This window comes from Allobosea sp. AK1, from assembly GCF_006714945.1.
Taxonomy (GTDB): Bacteria; Pseudomonadota; Alphaproteobacteria; order Rhizobiales; family Beijerinckiaceae; genus Allobosea; species Allobosea robiniae.
Map to the genome: position 1 here is coordinate 4,456,891 of NZ_VFMG01000001.1, position 14,934 is coordinate 4,471,824.

Genomic DNA, 14,934 nt, shown 5'->3' on the forward strand with positions numbered 1-14,934 from the left:
GGCTTAGCGCACGGTGACTGTGATGCATCCCGAAAGGGTGACGCCCGGTACCTTCGGCGTGGTGTTGCTGGTGCAGAACGTGTCGCTGCCCTGGAAACCCTTGTTGGGTGTGTAGGTCAGTCCGCTCCTTGTCACAGCGACCTTGCCCGAGCCGGGTGCTCTGGTGACGGTGACCTGGGTTGCCGGGATTCTCGTCTTGGCGGTTTCGTTGATCACGCCCGGGAAGCTTATGCGGCACGTCTTGTCCGCCATGCTCATCTCGAATTGGCCGGCCCCGTTACCGGTGCCCCAGCCCCTTCCGTTGGTTCCGGTGCAGGCGGCTTGGGCAGACGAAAGCGCGGCATATCCGGCGGCGACGAAGGTGATCATGGTGATGAGAACGCGCATATCTTTCCTCCCTGAATCTATACGGAGACTACTTTCGGGCAGGAGGGGAGCAGCGGCAAGCGTTTCGTGAGGTTGAGGGGCCTCGACGGAAATGCAGGGCTGGCAACGAAGGGATTATCGCCCGCTCAATAGCAGGTTCGTCGCCAAGGATGCTGGCAAGGCGGAGATCTTGACTGCCTCACTCTACGACAGGACAGGCCAGAGGCGGCTCAATGAGATATTCCACTGCGATTGAGCTGTGCCGGTTGCTTCCGAGGCCGGCGCCGGCAAGCTTCAGCGCGTCAGCCAGGACGGCATGACGTAACCGACGCAGCGCGCTTCTCCAGGCCCTGGATTCATGACCTCGAAGGCCGGGACGGGGCAGTTGTTTCGGGGCGCGGGGTTGCCGAGGCGTGTGATGCTGCCGTCGCCGTCGCCGTCGAACCAGCGATGGACGCTGGTCGAGCCGCCCGGGTAGTATTGCGTGGTCACCTGCCAGCCTTCGGCTGCGGCATCCTGGCTGATCAGCGGCATCGACAGGACGAAGACGCTCGCGCTGCCGAGCAATACCTTCCTGATTTGCTTGGAGATCGGTAGAGTCGAAGCCGGAACACGGCTCGCGTTCTGTTTTGGGGCGTTCTGTGTCATCGAGAGGCATCCAGTGTTGCGCTAGGTCATGCGCAGCAAGCTGCAAGCCATAAATCGTTAACCATGATGGCGGCCCGATGTCTTTGCGACGCGTCCGGTTCCGGCTCCTTCGATGCGGGCAGGAGGGAAGCCGGCCGACCGCCCCGCACTTCGCGAGGCGGACGATCAACGCTTCGAGCGGACGATCGCCCCGAATCTCGCCAGCAGGGCGGCAAGCGCCATGATCGTCAGAAGCCAGGCGGTTCCGCGGAACAGTTCGCCATATCCATGGGCGGCGATCAGGGGCGTGCTGACCAGAGGCGAGCAGAACTGGCCGATGAAGATCGATGCGGTCAGGATACCTCCCGCCATGCCCCTTGAGCGCCGGGGCGCGAGATCGAGCGCCATGGCGACGAAGCTCGGCGAAACCAGCGCGTAGCCGGCCCCGATCAGGAGCGCCGCCGCAAACAGACCCGGCATCGATGCCGTGCGCGACAGGAGCAGGAAGCCCAGCGCCATCGCCGCGTAGCCGATTGCGAAAACGCCCGCCGCACCGCTCGCCCGCCGGACATGCCGATAGAGCAGGGCGGTGCAGCCGCCGGAGATCATCAGCAGGCCGAGGACCGTCCCGGTCATCACCGCGCTCTCATAGCCCCGGCTCTCCAGGAAGAACGAGATCTGCGTCGGCATCAGGAAGAAGATCATGTTCGTCACGCCCTGCAGCAGGAAGAGCGCAGCGAGCAGGCTGCACCAGGACGGGTGTCCGTCATGGTCGCTGGCGGGCATGGCGCCCGTCGCGGCAGCGACGCGCGGCGGCTCGACGATGACCAGCCACATCAGCGGCAGGAAGATTGCGGCCAGCCCGTAGATCGCGAAGGGCAGGCGAGGCGACAGCGTCGCCGCCCAGCCGGCCAGCGAAATGAAGACCAGCCCGCCGAAATTCCGCGCCGAGATCTGCAGGCCGGTCAGGGCGTTGCGGTCGTCGCCGGTGAAATAATCGCCGATCAGCGCGGTCTGCGCCGTCATGATCAGCGCGACGGCGACGCCGAGCACGAGGCGGCTCGCGAAGATCGACGGCAGGTCGGGCAGGACAAGCCCGGCGCTGCCCGCGATCACGAACAGCACGACGCCGACGAGAAGCATCGCACGCCGGCCGATCCGGTCGGCAGCGAAACCCGCGAGCGGTGCAAACAGAGCGACGCTGAGCGAGGGCGCCGGCACCAGAAGCCGCGTCAGCAGCGCCGCGTTGGGGTCGTCGGCGAACAGGCGCTCGATGCCCGGAAGCGCGGGGCTGATCGTCGCGTTCGCCATGGTGGTGAGCGATGCGGCCATCAGCAGGGCGATGGCGCGCGAGTCCGCCCAGATCGGGCTTTCTCGTGTTGTGACAATGCTTTCCATGATTTTTCCTCTTGCCGAATTCATGCGTTCGGCAGAGCCTACGAATTCAAGTCGACTTGAGGTCAAGCATGCTGTTGCTGGATATTGGAAAGGTCGCGGAGCGCTCGGGCGTGCCGGCCTCGACCCTGCGCTATTACGAGGAGGTCGGGCTCATTCGCTCGGAGGCGCGTCGCGGCCTGCGGCGGCAGTTCGACCCCGATGTCCTGCTCAGACTGTCGCTGATCGGGCTGGGCAAGACCGCGGGCTTCTCGCTGGAGGAGATCGCCGCGATGTTCGGCGCGGACGGGAAGCCGAACATCCCGCGCGAGCAGTTGCGGGCCCGGGCCGACGAGCTCCAGCGGCAGATGGTCGGGCTGAGGACCCTGCGCGATGCTCTGCGCCATGTCGCGGATTGCCGTGCGCCGACTCACCTGGAATGCCCGACCTTCCGGGCGCTGCTGCGCACGGCTTCGCGCCGCCAGCTCGCCTACACGCCGTCCCGGTCGGAGAAGGAGAAGAAAATGCTGTCGAAGCGGCGCGCTCCGGGCAATTGACCGCTGCGGCGATGCAGCTTTTCCCGCGCGCGATCTATCGCTTGGACAGCCCTCCGCCGCATGATAGGGGAGCCGCGACGAAGCCGGGCGCCCACCGGCCGTTGAACTTCAGGAGCCGGACATGACCGACGCCGCGCTGAACAAGCACCTCTCGAACTCCTTCTTCGGCGCTTCGCTGCATGATGCCGATCCCGAGATCGCGCGCGCGATCGACCTGGAGCTCGGTCGCCAGCGCGATGAGATCGAATTGATCGCCTCCGAGAACATCGTCTCCCGCGCCGTGCTCGAGGCGCAGGGCTCGGTGATGACCAATAAATACGCCGAGGGTTATCCGGGCCGCCGCTATTACGGCGGTTGCCAGTTCGTCGACATCGCCGAGAAGCTCGCGATCGAGCGCGCCACCCGGCTCTTCGGCTGCACTTACGCCAACGTTCAGCCGAACTCCGGCTCGCAGGCCAACCAGGGCGTCTTCATGGCGCTGATGCAGCCCGGCGACACCTTCATGGGCCTCGATCTCGCCGCTGGCGGGCACCTGACCCATGGCGCGCCGGTCAACCAGTCCGGCAAGTGGTTCAACGTCGTCTCCTACGGCGTCTGCGTGGTCGACCAGATGATCGACTACGACGCGATGGAGCGCCTCGCCGTCGAGCACAAGCCGAAGGTCATCGTCGCCGGCGGCTCGGCCTATGCCCGTCACTGGGATTTCGCCCGCTTCCGCGAGATCGCCGACAAAGTCGGCGCCTATTTCATGGTCGACATCGCGCATTTCGCCGGGCTCGTCGCCGGTGGCGCGCATCCCTCGCCGTTCCCGCATGCCCATGTCGTCACCACCACGACGCACAAGACCCTGCGCGGCCCGCGCGGCGGCATGATCCTGACCAATGACGAGGCGATCGCCAAGAAGGTCAATTCGGCGATCTTCCCGGGCATCCAGGGCGGCCCGCTGATGCATGTCATCGCCGCCAAGGCGGTCTCCTTCCACGAAGCGCTGCAGCCGGAATTCAAGACCTATGCCCATGCCGTCGTCGCCAATGCCAAGGCGCTGGCCGAGACGCTGAGGTCGAAGGGCTTCGACCTCGTCACCGGCGGCACCGACAACCACCTGATGCTGGTCGACCTGCGCTCGAAGAAACTGACCGGCAAGGCGGCGGAAGCCGCGCTCGGCCGCGCCCACATCACCTGCAACAAGAACGGCATCCCCTTCGACCCCGAGAAGCCGATGACGACCTCCGGCATCCGCCTGGGCACCCCGGCGGCGACCTCGCGCGGCTTCGGCATCGCCGAGTTCAAGCAGGTCGGCGAGTTGATCGCCGAGGTGCTGGACGGCCTCAGCCAGAATGGTGAGGAAGGCAATGCCGCCGTCGAGCAGGCTGTGACCGCCAAGGTCAAGGCGCTCACCGCGCGCTTCCCGATCTATTGAGGCTTCGTTGAAGGGGCTCTGAGAAAGGCTGGCGAACCGGAATGCGCTGTCCCTATTGCAGCTCCCTCGACACGCAGGTGAAGGACTCCCGTCCAACCGACGATCACGCCTCGATCCGCCGCCGCCGGGTCTGCCCCGATTGCGGCGGCCGCTTCACCACCTTCGAGCGCGTGCAGTTGCGGGAGCTCACTGTCGTGAAGCGCTCGGGCCGGCGGACGCCCTTCGACCGCGACAAGCTGGAGATCTCGATCGCGCATGCCCTGCGCAAGCGCCCGGTCACGCCGGAGCGGATCGAGCGCATGGTCAACGGCATCGTGCGCCAGCTCGAAAGCTCGGGCGAGGCGGAGATCCAGAGCTCGACCGTCGGCGAACTGGTGATGGAGGGGCTGAAAGGCCTCGACGACGTCGCCTATGTCCGCTTCGCCTCGGTCTACAAGAACTTCCGCGAGGCGAAGGATTTCGAGGAACTGCTCGGCCAGCTCGGCACCATCGACGAGGAGGGCATCTCCGCCCCGCCGCCGCGCGCCGATGACTGATCCCAGAGCATTTTCGCGCGAAGCGGGCACCGCTTCGCATCGGGAAAATGCGCCAGAACAGAAATCTGCGATCGACCGCGCCTTCATGCGTCAGGCGCTCGCCTATGGCGCGCGGGGTCTCGGCACGACTTCGACGAACCCGTCTGTCGGCGCCATCATTACCCGCGATACGCCGGACGGTCCCGTGGTGGTCGCGCGTGGCCACACCCAGCCCGGCGGCCGCCCGCATGGCGAGGCGCATGCCTTCTCGCGAGCCGGCGCTGCCTCGATGGGCGGCACGCTCTATGTCACGCTCGAACCCTGCTCGCATCGCTCGGTGCGCGGCGGCATCCCTTGCGTCGAGCACACCATCCTCTCGGGCGTGAAGCGCGTCGTCTCCGCGATGTCCGATCCGAATCCCTTCATCGCCGGGCTCGGCCATGCCCTGCTGCGCACAGCCGGCATCGAGGTCACGGTCGGCGTGCTGGAGGAGGAGGCGCGGCAGGCGCATCGCGGCTATCTCACGCGCATCACGCAAGGCCGCCCGATGGTGACCTTCAAGATCGCCCGCACCGCCGATGGCTATGCCGGCGGAGCAGGGGGCGTTCCGCTCGCCGTGTCGAGCCCGGTTGCCGGCGGCTGGGTCCATCTCCAGCGCGCGCATCACGATGTCATCATGCTCGGCATCGGCTCCGTGCTGGCGGACGATCCGCAGCTCACGGTGCGCCTGCCTGGCATGGCTGACCGTTCGCCGATCCGCGTCATCCTCGACACCCATCTGCGCCTGCCCCTGACCTCGAAGCTCGTCCGCACGGCCCATGAGGTTCCCGTCTGGGTGATCGCGGCCGAGACCGCGCCGATCGAGCCGGAACAGGCGCTGGTCGCCGCCGGCGTCGAGGTTATGCGGGTCTCGATGGCCCCCGACGGCCATCTCGACCTTGGTGAGGCGCTGACCTTGCTCGGGACACGCGGCATCAACCGCGTCTTTTCGGAAGGCGGCCCGCGCATCGGTGAGAAGCTGGCGCTCGCGGGTCTCGCGGATGAGGTCATCGTCTCGACCTCTCCGAAAACGCTGGGGCAGCCCGGCATCCTTGCCGTGCGTCCGGGGCTTGCCGCTGCGCTGGCCGACCCCGATCTATACGCCCTTGTCGAGGCCGGTCAGATCGGTCACGACCGTTTCGAGCATTTCACGAGGAGAGGCTGATGTTCACCGGCATCGTCACCGCCATCGGCGAGGTCGTGGAGGCCGATCGCAAGGGGCCGAGCCTCAAGCGCCTCGCCATCGCCTGCCCCTATGAGGCAGAAGGCATCGCCATCGGCGCCTCGATCGCCTGCGCGGGCGTCTGCCTCACCGTCACCGCATTGCGCGCTCGCACGGATGGCGAGCCCGGCTGCATCTTCCAGGTCGAGGCTGCAGCCGAGACGCTGGCGAAGACGGTCGTCGGCACCTGGGAGCCGGGCACGCGCATCAATCTCGAACGCTCGCTCAAGGTTGGCGACGAACTCGGCGGCCATCTTGTCGTCGGCCATGTCGACGGCCCCGGCCGCATCCTGAAGATCGATGCGATCGAGCCCGATCCCGACGAGCCCTGGGGTGCGACGGCACGCTTTCATATCCGCGCCCCGCAGGGGCTGGAGCGTTTCATCGCGACCAAGGGCTCGATCTGCCTCGACGGCACCTCGCTCACCATCAACACGGTCGAGGACGATGTCTTCACCGTGCTGCTGATCCCGCACTCCTTCGCGGTCACCACCTGGGGGGAGCGCAAGGAGGGTGACTCCGTTCATGTCGAGGTCGATCTGATGGCACGGTATGCCGCGCGGCTTGCGGAGGCGCGCCCGCAAGGGTAACGAGCCCGATCACGTTCCAAGAAGGACAGAAGAAATGGCCGGACCCCGGCAGACCTCGGCCGACAAGGCCGCAACTCCTGCCGTCGAGATCGACGGCGCCCGCGTCCTCGTCGTCGAGGCACGCTTCTACGACAAGCTTGCCGATGAACTGCTGGCCGGCGCGACCGCCGTGCTGGAAGAGGCAGGCTGCCGCGTCGACGTCGTCACCGTCCCCGGCGCGCTTGAAATCCCCTCGGCGATCGTCATCGGCCTGCGTGCCGCCGACGAGTCAGTCGATCCCTATGAGGCGGTCGTCGCGCTCGGCACCGTCATCCGCGGCGAGACCGGCCATTACGACATCGTCGCCGGCGAAAGCTCGCGTGCGCTGATGGACCTCTCGGTCGCTTTTGCGCTCCCGCTCGGCAACGGCATCCTCACCGTCGAGAACGAGGCGCAGGCCTGGGCTCGCGCCAACCGCTCGGACATGAACAAGGGCGGCGGGGCCGCCGAAGCGGCGCTCGCCGTGCTGCGCTACAAGCGCTCCCTGGCGGAGCCGTCCCAATGAGCCGCGCCGAGAAGCGGCGCGGGGCGCGGCTCTCGGTCGTGCAGGCGCTCTACGAGATGGAAATCGGCGGCCGCGGCGTCGTCGAGGCGATGGCCGAGTTCGAGCATTTCTGGATCGGCAAGGAGGTCGAGGAGATCGAACTGCCGCAAGCCGAGATCGCCTTCTTCCGCGACATCCTCGGCGGCGTCGTCCGCGAGCAGCGCCTGGTGGACCGCACGGTCGACGAATTGCTGGCCAAGGACTGGCCGTTGAAGCGCGTCGAGGCCGTCGTGCGTGCGATCCTGCGCGCCGGCGCCTATGAGCTCGCCTTCCGCAAGGACGTGCCGGCCCGCGCCGTGATTTCCGAATATGTCGCGGTCGCGCGCGCCTTCTACGAGGGCGACGAGATCGGCATGATCAACGCCGTGCTCGACCGTATGGCCCGCGACTTCCGCGCCGAAGAGTTCGACCCAGCCAGCGCCTGATGACCGAACCGTCCCGCCCCGGCGAATTCGAGCTGATCGCCCGCTATTTCGCGCCGATCGCCGGGCCGGGCGGGCTTGGCCTCCTCGACGATGCCGGGCTGCTGCGGCCCGGCCGCGGCTATGAGGTCGTGGTCACAGCCGACGCTCTCGTCGCCGGCGTCCATTTCTTCCCGGACGATCCGGCGGACGCGATCGGCTGGAAGGCGCTCGCCGTCAATCTCTCCGATCTCGCTGCCAAGGGAGCGAAGCCGGAAGGCTTCGTCCTGACGCTTGCCCTGCCGGGCGGTTGGACCGGAGGCTGGCTTGCCGATTTCGCAGCGGGGCTCGCCCGCATGGCCGAGGCGGCGGGCTGCCCGCTCATCGGCGGCGATACCGTTTCGACCAGCGGGCCCCTTACCCTCTCGATCACCGCATTCGGCACGGTTCCGGCCGGGCGGATGGTGAAACGCTCCGGCGCGAAGCCGGGCGATGTCGTGCTCGTCTCCGGCAGCATCGGCGACGGCGCGCTTGGCCTCAAGGTCCATGGCCCCGACAAGCCGGACTGGGTCGCTACGCTCGGCGCCGAGGATCGCGCCTTCCTCGCCGATCGCTATCTGCATCCGCAGCCGCGCCATGCTCTCGCGGACGCCTTGCAGCGCCATGCTTCGGCGGCGATGGACATCTCAGACGGACTCGTCGGCGATCTCGCCAAGCTGTTGAAAGCCTCGAGTGCAGGCGCCGAGATCGATCTCGACGCGATCCCGCTCTCGGGCCCGGCCCGCGCCGCGCTCATGGCCGCTCCCGCACTGGCGGAACTGGCCTGGACCGGCGGAGACGACTACGAAATTCTCTGCACGGCCTCGGAAAGGGAATATCCTACTCTGATTGCGGCGGCGGAAGGATCAATGCTTCTGCTGACGCCGATCGGGCGGATCTCGGACGAGGCCGGCGTGGTGACTTATCGCGGGAAGGGTGGGGCGCACAGCTTCGCGCAGGGCTCCTTCTCTCATTTCTGACGGCGGCGCATCACGGCGACCGCGAGGCGCGTTGTGATGAATCAGCATGTTCCGGCTCTCGATGGCGACGGGCTCGCAAAGCGCAATGCGCTGGTCCTCGCTGGTGCCCAGGCGCTCGGCGGCGCCAATCCGGCCATCATCGTCTCGCTCGGCGGCATTGTCGGGGCGCAGCTCGTGGCCGACCAGGCCTTTGCGACCGTGCCGGTCAGCCTGCTTCAACTCGGTATCGCTGCGGGCGTCATCCCGGCTGCGATGATCATGCGCCGGCTGGGCCGGCGCAGCGGCTACCTGATCGGAGCGCTCGTGGGCGCGGCGGGTGCGAGCATTGCGGCCGGCGGTGTCTCGCTGCGCCTGTTCTGGCTGTTCTGCCTCGGCACCTTCGTTTGCGGGCTCTATGGCTCCTTCGTCCAGAGCTACCGCTTCGCGGCGGCCGATACCGCGACCGATCATTTCAGGCCCCGCGCGATTTCCTGGGTCATGATCGGCGGCCTTGCCGCAGGCGTCATCGGCCCGCAATCGGTCTACTGGACGCGCGACCTCACGCCGGCCGCGCCCTTCGCCGCCAGCTTCATCGCCCAGGGCATGCTCGCGCTGGTCGCGATCCTGATCGTCTCGCGCCTGCGTGCGCCGCCGATGGCCGCAGTCCGTTCAGGCGGCGGGCGTCCGCTCGGCGAGATCATGCGCCAGCCGAAATTTATCGCCTCGGTCACGGCCTCGCTCGTCGCCTACGGGCTGATGAGCTTCGTGATGACGGCGGCGCCGATGGCGATGGTCGCCTGCGGCCATTCGGTCGGCGACGCCACGCTCGGCATCCAGTGGCATGTGCTGGCGATGTTCGGGCCGAGCTTCTTCACCGGTCGCCTGATCGCCCGCTTCGGCAAGGGCACGGTAACGGCGGTTGGCCTCGGCCTGACCGCACTCGCCGCCGTCGTCGGCCTCACCGGCTTGAGCGTCGGCCATTTCTGGCTGGCGCTGATCCTGCTCGGCGTCGGCTGGAACTTCGGCTTCATCGGCGCGACGGCCCTGGTGACGGATTGCTACCGGCCGGAGGAGCGGGTGAAGGTCCAGGCAGCCAACGATTTCCTCGTCTTCGGTTCGGTCGCCATCGCCTCCTTCTCGTCGGGCGGCCTGCTCAGCCATGGCGGCTGGAACGCGGTGAACTGGCTGGTCTTCCCGCCGGTGATGGTTGCTCTCCTGCTGGTGGCATGGCAGCGCTTCCAGCGGCCCGCCACGGCCTGAGCCAGGCCCGCTAACCTCGATTGGAGCAGACTGATGAACAACCGCGCCTTCCCGCCCGCGACCGGCCAGGTTCCGCCCGGCGCCATCGGGCATAATCGCGGTGTCATCAAATCCAACTACGCCTTCATGCCGCCGGAGGGCGTGCTGGTCAGCCGCCTGCCGCAATATCGCGACACGATCGTGCGCGTCCTCACCGGGCCGGTCATGGGCGCGGCCTTCGCTCAATACGTCCTCGAGATCGCGCCTGGCGGCGGTACGCCGGCCGCCTTCAGCGAAGACGGCATCCAGCACTTCTTCTATGTTCTCTCCGGCGAAGTCCGGATCGCCGTCGCGGGCGGTGCGACGCAGGCGCTCACGGCGGGCGGGTTCGCCTATCTGCCGCCGGCGACCGCGTTCACCCTGCGCAACGAATCGACGGAAGGCGTCCGCGTGCTCGCCCTGCGCAAGCGCTACGAGCCGGTGCCGGGGCTCGCCGTGCCGGAGCCGATCGTCTCGTATCAGGACGCCGTGCCGATGGCGAATCACACCGGCATGGAAGGGCGCGGCTTCCAGTTCCTGCTGCCCTATGGCGACATGCGCTTCGATTTCGAGATGAACCTGATGTGGTTCAAGCCGGGCGTCTGCTTCCCGGCGGTCGAGACGCATGTGATGGAGCACGGCCTCTACATGCTGGAAGGGCAGGGACTCTACCTGCTCGGCGCCGACTGGCACGAGATCTGGGAGCGGGATTTCATCTGGATGGGCGGCTTTTGCCCGCAGCAATTCTACCCGACCGGCTACGGCGACGCCTGCTACCTGCTCTACAAGAACGTCAATCGCGACCTCGCCCTGTGACGATCCACCGATCCGCCTGACATTCGAGCGGATTTGTCAGTCGAGGCGTTTGCGCTCTTCGCCGAAACTTGCCACAAATTCGCCTGACACTGGCGACGCGGAGCGGGCCCTGAGTCTTGAGGGCCCGTTTTTTCGCTGCCTGACGTCCAATGCTGCAAAAAATGAGGAGCGACAGCGCTCCCGCCGACTGCAAGCTCTAGGGTCAGGAAATCGAATGTCAGCTCTGCTTCTCATCATCATATTGAGTGCGCTTTCCATAGCCTACGGCGTCTGGGCCTATGGCGATGTGATGAAGCGCGATGCCGGCAACCAGCGCATGCAGGAGATTTCCGGTGCGGTCGCCGAAGGCGCGCAGGCCTATCTCAAGCGCCAGTATCTCACGATTTCCATGGTCGGCGTCGTGCTCTTCATCGCGCTCGCCTGGCTGCTCGGCAAATGGGTGGCGATCGGCTTCCTGATCGGCGCGGTGCTCTCGGGCGTCGCCGGCTTCATCGGCATGAACGTCTCGGTGCGCGCCAATGTCCGCACCGCCCAGGCCGCGATGCAGTCGCTGGGCGAGGGCCTCGACGTCGCCTTCAAGGCGGGCGCCGTGACCGGCATGCTTGTCGCCGGCCTCGCGCTCCTTGGCGTCGCGGTCTACTACGGCGTCCTGACCTCCTATCTCGGCTTTGAGCCTTCCAGCCGCACGGTGATCGATTCACTGGTGGCACTGGGCTTCGGTGCGTCGCTGATCTCGATCTTCGCCCGTCTCGGCGGCGGTATCTTCACCAAGGGTGCTGACGTCGGCGCCGACCTCGTCGGCAAGGTCGAGGCTGGCATCCCCGAAGACGATCCGCGCAACCCCGCGACCATCGCCGACAACGTCGGCGACAATGTCGGCGACTGCGCCGGCATGGCCGCCGACCTGTTCGAGACCTATGCGGTGACGCTGGTCGCGACCATGGTTCTCGCCGCGATCTTCTTCGCCGGCCAGCCTGCTCTCGGCACGATGATGCTCTACCCGATGGCGATCGGCGCGGCCTGCATCGTCACCTCGATCATCGGCACCTTCTTCGTGAAGCTCGGCGCCAACCAGTCGATCATGGGCGCGCTCTACAAGGGCTTCATCGCCGCCGGCGTGCTTTCGGTCGGTGCGATCGCGGCGGTGAACTATGCCATGTTCGGCGGCTTCTCGGCCTCCTTCACCACGACGCAGAACGTCACCTTTACCTCGGGCAGTCTCTTCGCCTGCGCGCTGGTCGGCCTCGCGGTGACGCTGCTCATCGTCGTCATCACCGAATACTACACCGGCACTGGCAAGCGCCCGGTGGTCTCGATCGCCCAGGCCTCGGTGACCGGCCACGGCACCAACGTCATCCAGGGCCTCGCGGTCTCGCTGGAATCGACCGCCCTGCCGACGATCGTCATCATCGCCGGCATCATCGTCTCCTACAGCTTCGCCGGCCTGTTCGGCATCGCCATCGCGACGACGGCCATGCTGGCGCTGGCCGGTGTCGTCGTGGCGCTCGACGCCTTCGGCCCGGTCACGGACAATGCCGGCGGCATCGCCGAGATGGCGGGCCTGCCCAAGGAGGTCCGCCACTCCACCGACGCGCTCGACGCGGTCGGCAACACCACCAAGGCGATCACCAAGGGCTATGCCATCGGCTCGGCCGGCCTCGGCGCATTGGTGCTCTTCGCGGCCTATACCTCGGACCTGAACTTCTTCATCGGGGAAGCCAACAAGGCGGGATCGACGACCTTCCAGTACTTCAAGGGCGTCACGGTCGATTTCACCCTGTCGAACCCTTATGTCGTCGTCGGCCTGCTGCTCGGCGGCCTGATCCCCTTCCTCTTCGCCGGCATGGGCATGACGGCGGTCGGACGCGCTGCGGGCTCCGTCGTCGAGGAGGTCCGCCGGCAGTTCAAGGAGAAGCCCGGCATCATGCAAGGCACGGACCGGCCCGATTACGGCCGCGCCGTCGACATGCTGACGCGCGCCGCGATCAAGGAAATGGTGGTGCCCTCGCTCCTGCCGGTGCTGGCGCCGATCGTGACCTATTTCGTGATCTACTGGATCGCCGGCAAGAACAACGCCTTCGCAGCCGTCGGCGCCATGCTGATGGGCGTGATCGTCACCGGCATCTTCGTCGCGATCTCGATGACCTCGGGCGGCGGCGCCTGGGACAACGCCAAGAAGAGCTTCGAGGACGGCTTCGTCGACAAGGATGGCGTGCGCCATCTCAAGGGCTCCGAGGCGCATAAGGCTTCGGTGACCGGCGACACCGTCGGCGACCCCTACAAGGACACGGCGGGCCCCGCCGTGAACCCCGCGATCAAGATCACCAACATCATCGCGCTCCTGCTGCTGGCGATCCTGGCGCATTCCTGATCGCAGGCAGCATCGAGACGATCGCGAACCCGCGGCGAAAGCCGCGGGTTTTTCTTTGGGCTCGCCGGAGAGCGGAAAATGTTTGAAGGCAATAGCTTGCGGACCTGACTTGAATCGGTTCGACAACCTCTTGAATCAAGCTCCGAAGCTACGGCCGGGTCCGTAGCGTTCCCGCATGCGCCGGCATCGCCCCGCTGGCATGGTCCCGCCAACCCCAGGAGGACCCATGTCCACGCAAACGCTCGACCGCCCCGCCGCTGCCCCCAACCGCGCTGTGGAGCTTGCCCTCCTGCTGGTGCTGGCCGTGCTCTGGGGCGGCTCCTACACCTTCATCAAACTCGGCGTGGAGACGATCCCGCCGCTGACCCTGATCGCGGCCCGGACCCTCATCGCTGGCCTCGTTCTGCTCATGGTCATCCGCTGGCGCGGCCTGCGTTTGCCGCGCGACCTCGCGACGTGGCGACTATTCATCGTCCAGGCCTGCCTCAACAGCGTCGTCCCCTTCACCCTGATCGCCTGGGCAGAGCGCAGCGTCGATGCCGGGCTGGCGACGATCCTGAGCTCGACCAGCCCGATCTTCGTTGTCCTGCTCTCCTGTCTGTCGGCTTCGGCGGAACGCCTGCCGCGCCTGCGCCTGGCCGGAATCGCGGCCGGTCTCGCCGGCACCGTCCTGATCGTCGGCAGGCAGGCGATGTCGGGTTTCGGCGAGCAGCTCTGGGCCCAGCTCGCCCTGGTCGCCGCCAGCATCTGCTATGGCGGGGCGGCCTTGTTCGGACGCAGCTTCAAGGGGCTCGATCCGATCATGCCGGCTGCGGGCTCGCTGCTCTGCGGCGCGTTCGTCCTGCTGCCGCTCAGCCTGGTGCTGGACCGACCCTGGACGCTGTCGCCCTCGGTGCAATCGATCCAGGCGCTGGTCGCGCTGTCGCTGGTCTCGACCGCTCTGGCCTTCGTGATCTATTTCCGGCTGATCGCGCGGCTGGGCTCGGTCGCGACGACATCGGTCGCCTATCTGCGGGTGCCCACTGGCGTGCTGATCGGCATGGTCTTCCTCGGCGAGGCGCTGGTGCCGACCGCCTGGGCCGGGCTCGTCCTCGTCATCGCCGGCGTGTTGGCGATGACGTTGCCGCTGCGCAGTCGCTCGCCGGCAGCCTGATCGACCCTCAGTGCTGCGAAGGCGCAAAAAAGCCCGCGGTTCGCACCGCGGGCTTTTGATGTCCGGTGACCTGAAGGCGCCCGCTTACGAGCCGAGCGGGTTGAACTTGGTGACGCCCTTGAACAGGTTGCGCAGGAAGCTCTGCTCCTCGCCGCCCGTCGGGGTGGTGCGGCTGATGAAGTCGAAGATGATGCCGTCCTGCAGGCCGTAATGCGCGATGCGCTCGACCTTGAAGCTCTTGTTGAAATAGATCACCAGCACCTGCTGGTCGATGGTCTGCGGATCCTGGAACTGGAACCGGCGGCGCATCGTCTGGCTGATATAGTAGAAGGTCCGGTTGCCGATCGTCGAGGTCGTCGACGGGGTGCCGAGCGTCGTCAGCACGGCCTGCACGTCCATGCCCGGCTTGACCTGCGCGATCAGCGCATCGTCCATCACGAAGCCGCGCTTGAACTCCTCGTTGATGCCCGCCGAGGTCGGCAGCACGAAGCCGCCTGCATCGGGGCCGCAGCCTGCAAGCATGAGGGAGGTGGTCGCGAGGGCTCCGAGCAGAGCCGTGCGGCGGGTGATCTGGGTCATGCGGGCACGATCCGAAAGGCGAGCACGGCCCGGGACGATCCCAAG

General features: G+C 66.8%; 16 protein-coding genes. 12 read left to right on the forward strand and 4 right to left on the reverse strand.

From position 1 onward, the window contains the following. Window positions 1-3: 3 nt before the first annotated feature. From FHT98_RS21410 to FHT98_RS21420, 3 genes are all read right to left on the reverse strand, one after another. Window positions 4-387 (reverse strand): Ig-like domain-containing protein, encoded by a 384-nt coding sequence (locus tag FHT98_RS21410; protein WP_142115238.1) that lies wholly within the window; start codon window positions 385-387, stop codon window positions 4-6. Window positions 388-660: 273 nt separating this feature from the next. Continuing rightward, entirely contained in the window at window positions 661-933 is a 273-nt protein-coding gene (locus FHT98_RS21415) for a hypothetical protein (RefSeq protein WP_091855547.1), read from the reverse strand. Between the two features lie 246 nt (window positions 934-1,179). Beyond that, on the reverse strand, window positions 1,180-2,391 hold the full coding sequence (locus tag FHT98_RS21420) for an MFS transporter (protein WP_142115239.1): 1,212 nt from the start codon (window positions 2,389-2,391) through the stop codon (window positions 1,180-1,182). 68 nt (window positions 2,392-2,459) lie between these two features. Between FHT98_RS21420 and FHT98_RS21425 the strand changes: the two genes are divergently transcribed. The 12 genes from FHT98_RS21425 (at window position 2,460) to FHT98_RS21480 (ending at window position 14,310) form a co-directional block, all read left to right on the forward strand. After that, window positions 2,460-2,924: a helix-turn-helix domain-containing protein gene (locus tag FHT98_RS21425; protein ID WP_142115240.1), complete on the forward strand. Its 465-nt coding sequence runs from the start codon at window positions 2,460-2,462 to the stop codon at window positions 2,922-2,924. Window positions 2,925-3,045: 121 nt separating this feature from the next. Beyond that, window positions 3,046-4,344: a serine hydroxymethyltransferase gene (gene glyA, locus FHT98_RS21430; RefSeq protein WP_142115241.1), complete on the forward strand. Its 1,299-nt coding sequence runs from the start codon at window positions 3,046-3,048 to the stop codon at window positions 4,342-4,344. A 41-nt stretch (window positions 4,345-4,385) separates the two neighbouring features. After that, complete coding sequence (gene nrdR, locus FHT98_RS21435; protein WP_061964039.1) at window positions 4,386-4,880, forward strand: transcriptional regulator NrdR; 495 nt, start codon at window positions 4,386-4,388, stop codon at window positions 4,878-4,880. Between the two features lie 85 nt (window positions 4,881-4,965). Then, window positions 4,966-6,063, forward strand: a complete 1,098-nt coding sequence (gene ribD / locus FHT98_RS21440; RefSeq protein ID WP_185745238.1) for a bifunctional diaminohydroxyphosphoribosylaminopyrimidine deaminase/5-amino-6-(5-phosphoribosylamino)uracil reductase RibD — start codon at window positions 4,966-4,968, stop codon at window positions 6,061-6,063. Further along, entirely contained in the window at window positions 6,063-6,710 is a 648-nt protein-coding gene (locus tag FHT98_RS21445; protein WP_142115243.1) for a riboflavin synthase, read from the forward strand. The genes ribD and FHT98_RS21445 overlap by 1 nt, the downstream gene beginning before the upstream one ends. A 34-nt stretch (window positions 6,711-6,744) precedes the next feature. Continuing rightward, on the forward strand, window positions 6,745-7,254 hold the full coding sequence (gene ribH, locus FHT98_RS21450) for a 6,7-dimethyl-8-ribityllumazine synthase (protein WP_061964033.1): 510 nt from the start codon (window positions 6,745-6,747) through the stop codon (window positions 7,252-7,254). Beyond that, window positions 7,251-7,718, forward strand: a complete 468-nt coding sequence (gene nusB, locus FHT98_RS21455; protein ID WP_061964031.1) for a transcription antitermination factor NusB — start codon at window positions 7,251-7,253, stop codon at window positions 7,716-7,718. The genes ribH and nusB overlap by 4 nt, the downstream gene beginning before the upstream one ends. Then, entirely contained in the window at window positions 7,718-8,713 is a 996-nt protein-coding gene (thiL, locus tag FHT98_RS21460; RefSeq protein WP_142115244.1) for a thiamine-phosphate kinase, read from the forward strand. Before nusB ends, thiL begins: the two co-directional genes overlap by 1 nt. Window positions 8,714-8,749: 36 nt before the next feature. Further along, window positions 8,750-9,952: an MFS transporter gene (locus FHT98_RS21465; protein ID WP_113585600.1), complete on the forward strand. Its 1,203-nt coding sequence runs from the start codon at window positions 8,750-8,752 to the stop codon at window positions 9,950-9,952. Window positions 9,953-9,985: 33 nt separating this feature from the next. After that, window positions 9,986-10,786, forward strand: a complete 801-nt coding sequence (gene allE / locus FHT98_RS21470) for a (S)-ureidoglycine aminohydrolase (RefSeq protein ID WP_142115245.1) — start codon at window positions 9,986-9,988, stop codon at window positions 10,784-10,786. A 214-nt stretch (window positions 10,787-11,000) separates the two neighbouring features. After that, window positions 11,001-13,157, forward strand: coding sequence for a sodium-translocating pyrophosphatase (locus tag FHT98_RS21475; RefSeq protein ID WP_113585602.1), 2,157 nt, complete (start codon window positions 11,001-11,003; stop codon window positions 13,155-13,157). 226 nt (window positions 13,158-13,383) lie between these two features. After that, on the forward strand, window positions 13,384-14,310 hold the full coding sequence (locus FHT98_RS21480) for a DMT family transporter (RefSeq protein WP_142115246.1): 927 nt from the start codon (window positions 13,384-13,386) through the stop codon (window positions 14,308-14,310). A gap of 84 nt (window positions 14,311-14,394) precedes the next feature. Here FHT98_RS21480 and FHT98_RS21485 read toward each other — a convergent pair whose 3' ends face one another. Further along, entirely contained in the window at window positions 14,395-14,889 is a 495-nt protein-coding gene (locus FHT98_RS21485) for an outer membrane protein assembly factor BamE (RefSeq protein ID WP_170843276.1), read from the reverse strand. Window positions 14,890-14,934 lie beyond the last annotated feature (45 nt).

Excerpts from the sequence above, each read along its gene's own strand:
- FHT98_RS21410 (WP_142115238.1), bottom strand. The coding sequence starts at position 387 with ATGCGCGTTCTCATCACCATGATCACCTTCGTCGCCGCCGGATATGCC.
- ribH (WP_061964033.1), top strand. The coding sequence starts at position 6,745 with ATGGCCGGACCCCGGCAGACCTCGGCCGACAAGGCCGCAACTCCTGCC.
- FHT98_RS21425 (WP_142115240.1), top strand. The coding sequence starts at position 2,460 with ATGCTGTTGCTGGATATTGGAAAGGTCGCGGAGCGCTCGGGCGTGCCG.
- nrdR (WP_061964039.1), top strand. The coding sequence starts at position 4,386 with ATGCGCTGTCCCTATTGCAGCTCCCTCGACACGCAGGTGAAGGACTCC.
- ribD (WP_185745238.1), top strand. The coding sequence starts at position 4,966 with ATGCGTCAGGCGCTCGCCTATGGCGCGCGGGGTCTCGGCACGACTTCG.
- nusB (WP_061964031.1), top strand. The coding sequence starts at position 7,251 with ATGAGCCGCGCCGAGAAGCGGCGCGGGGCGCGGCTCTCGGTCGTGCAG.
- FHT98_RS21445 (WP_142115243.1), top strand. The coding sequence starts at position 6,063 with ATGTTCACCGGCATCGTCACCGCCATCGGCGAGGTCGTGGAGGCCGAT.
- FHT98_RS21485 (WP_170843276.1), bottom strand. The coding sequence starts at position 14,889 with ATGACCCAGATCACCCGCCGCACGGCTCTGCTCGGAGCCCTCGCGACC.
- FHT98_RS21420 (WP_142115239.1), bottom strand. The coding sequence starts at position 2,391 with ATGGAAAGCATTGTCACAACACGAGAAAGCCCGATCTGGGCGGACTCG.
- glyA (WP_142115241.1), top strand. The coding sequence starts at position 3,046 with ATGACCGACGCCGCGCTGAACAAGCACCTCTCGAACTCCTTCTTCGGC.
- allE (WP_142115245.1), top strand. The coding sequence starts at position 9,986 with ATGAACAACCGCGCCTTCCCGCCCGCGACCGGCCAGGTTCCGCCCGGC.
- FHT98_RS21475 (WP_113585602.1), top strand. The coding sequence starts at position 11,001 with ATGTCAGCTCTGCTTCTCATCATCATATTGAGTGCGCTTTCCATAGCC.
- FHT98_RS21465 (WP_113585600.1), top strand. The coding sequence starts at position 8,750 with ATGAATCAGCATGTTCCGGCTCTCGATGGCGACGGGCTCGCAAAGCGC.
- thiL (WP_142115244.1), top strand. The coding sequence starts at position 7,718 with ATGACCGAACCGTCCCGCCCCGGCGAATTCGAGCTGATCGCCCGCTAT.
- FHT98_RS21480 (WP_142115246.1), top strand. The coding sequence starts at position 13,384 with ATGTCCACGCAAACGCTCGACCGCCCCGCCGCTGCCCCCAACCGCGCT.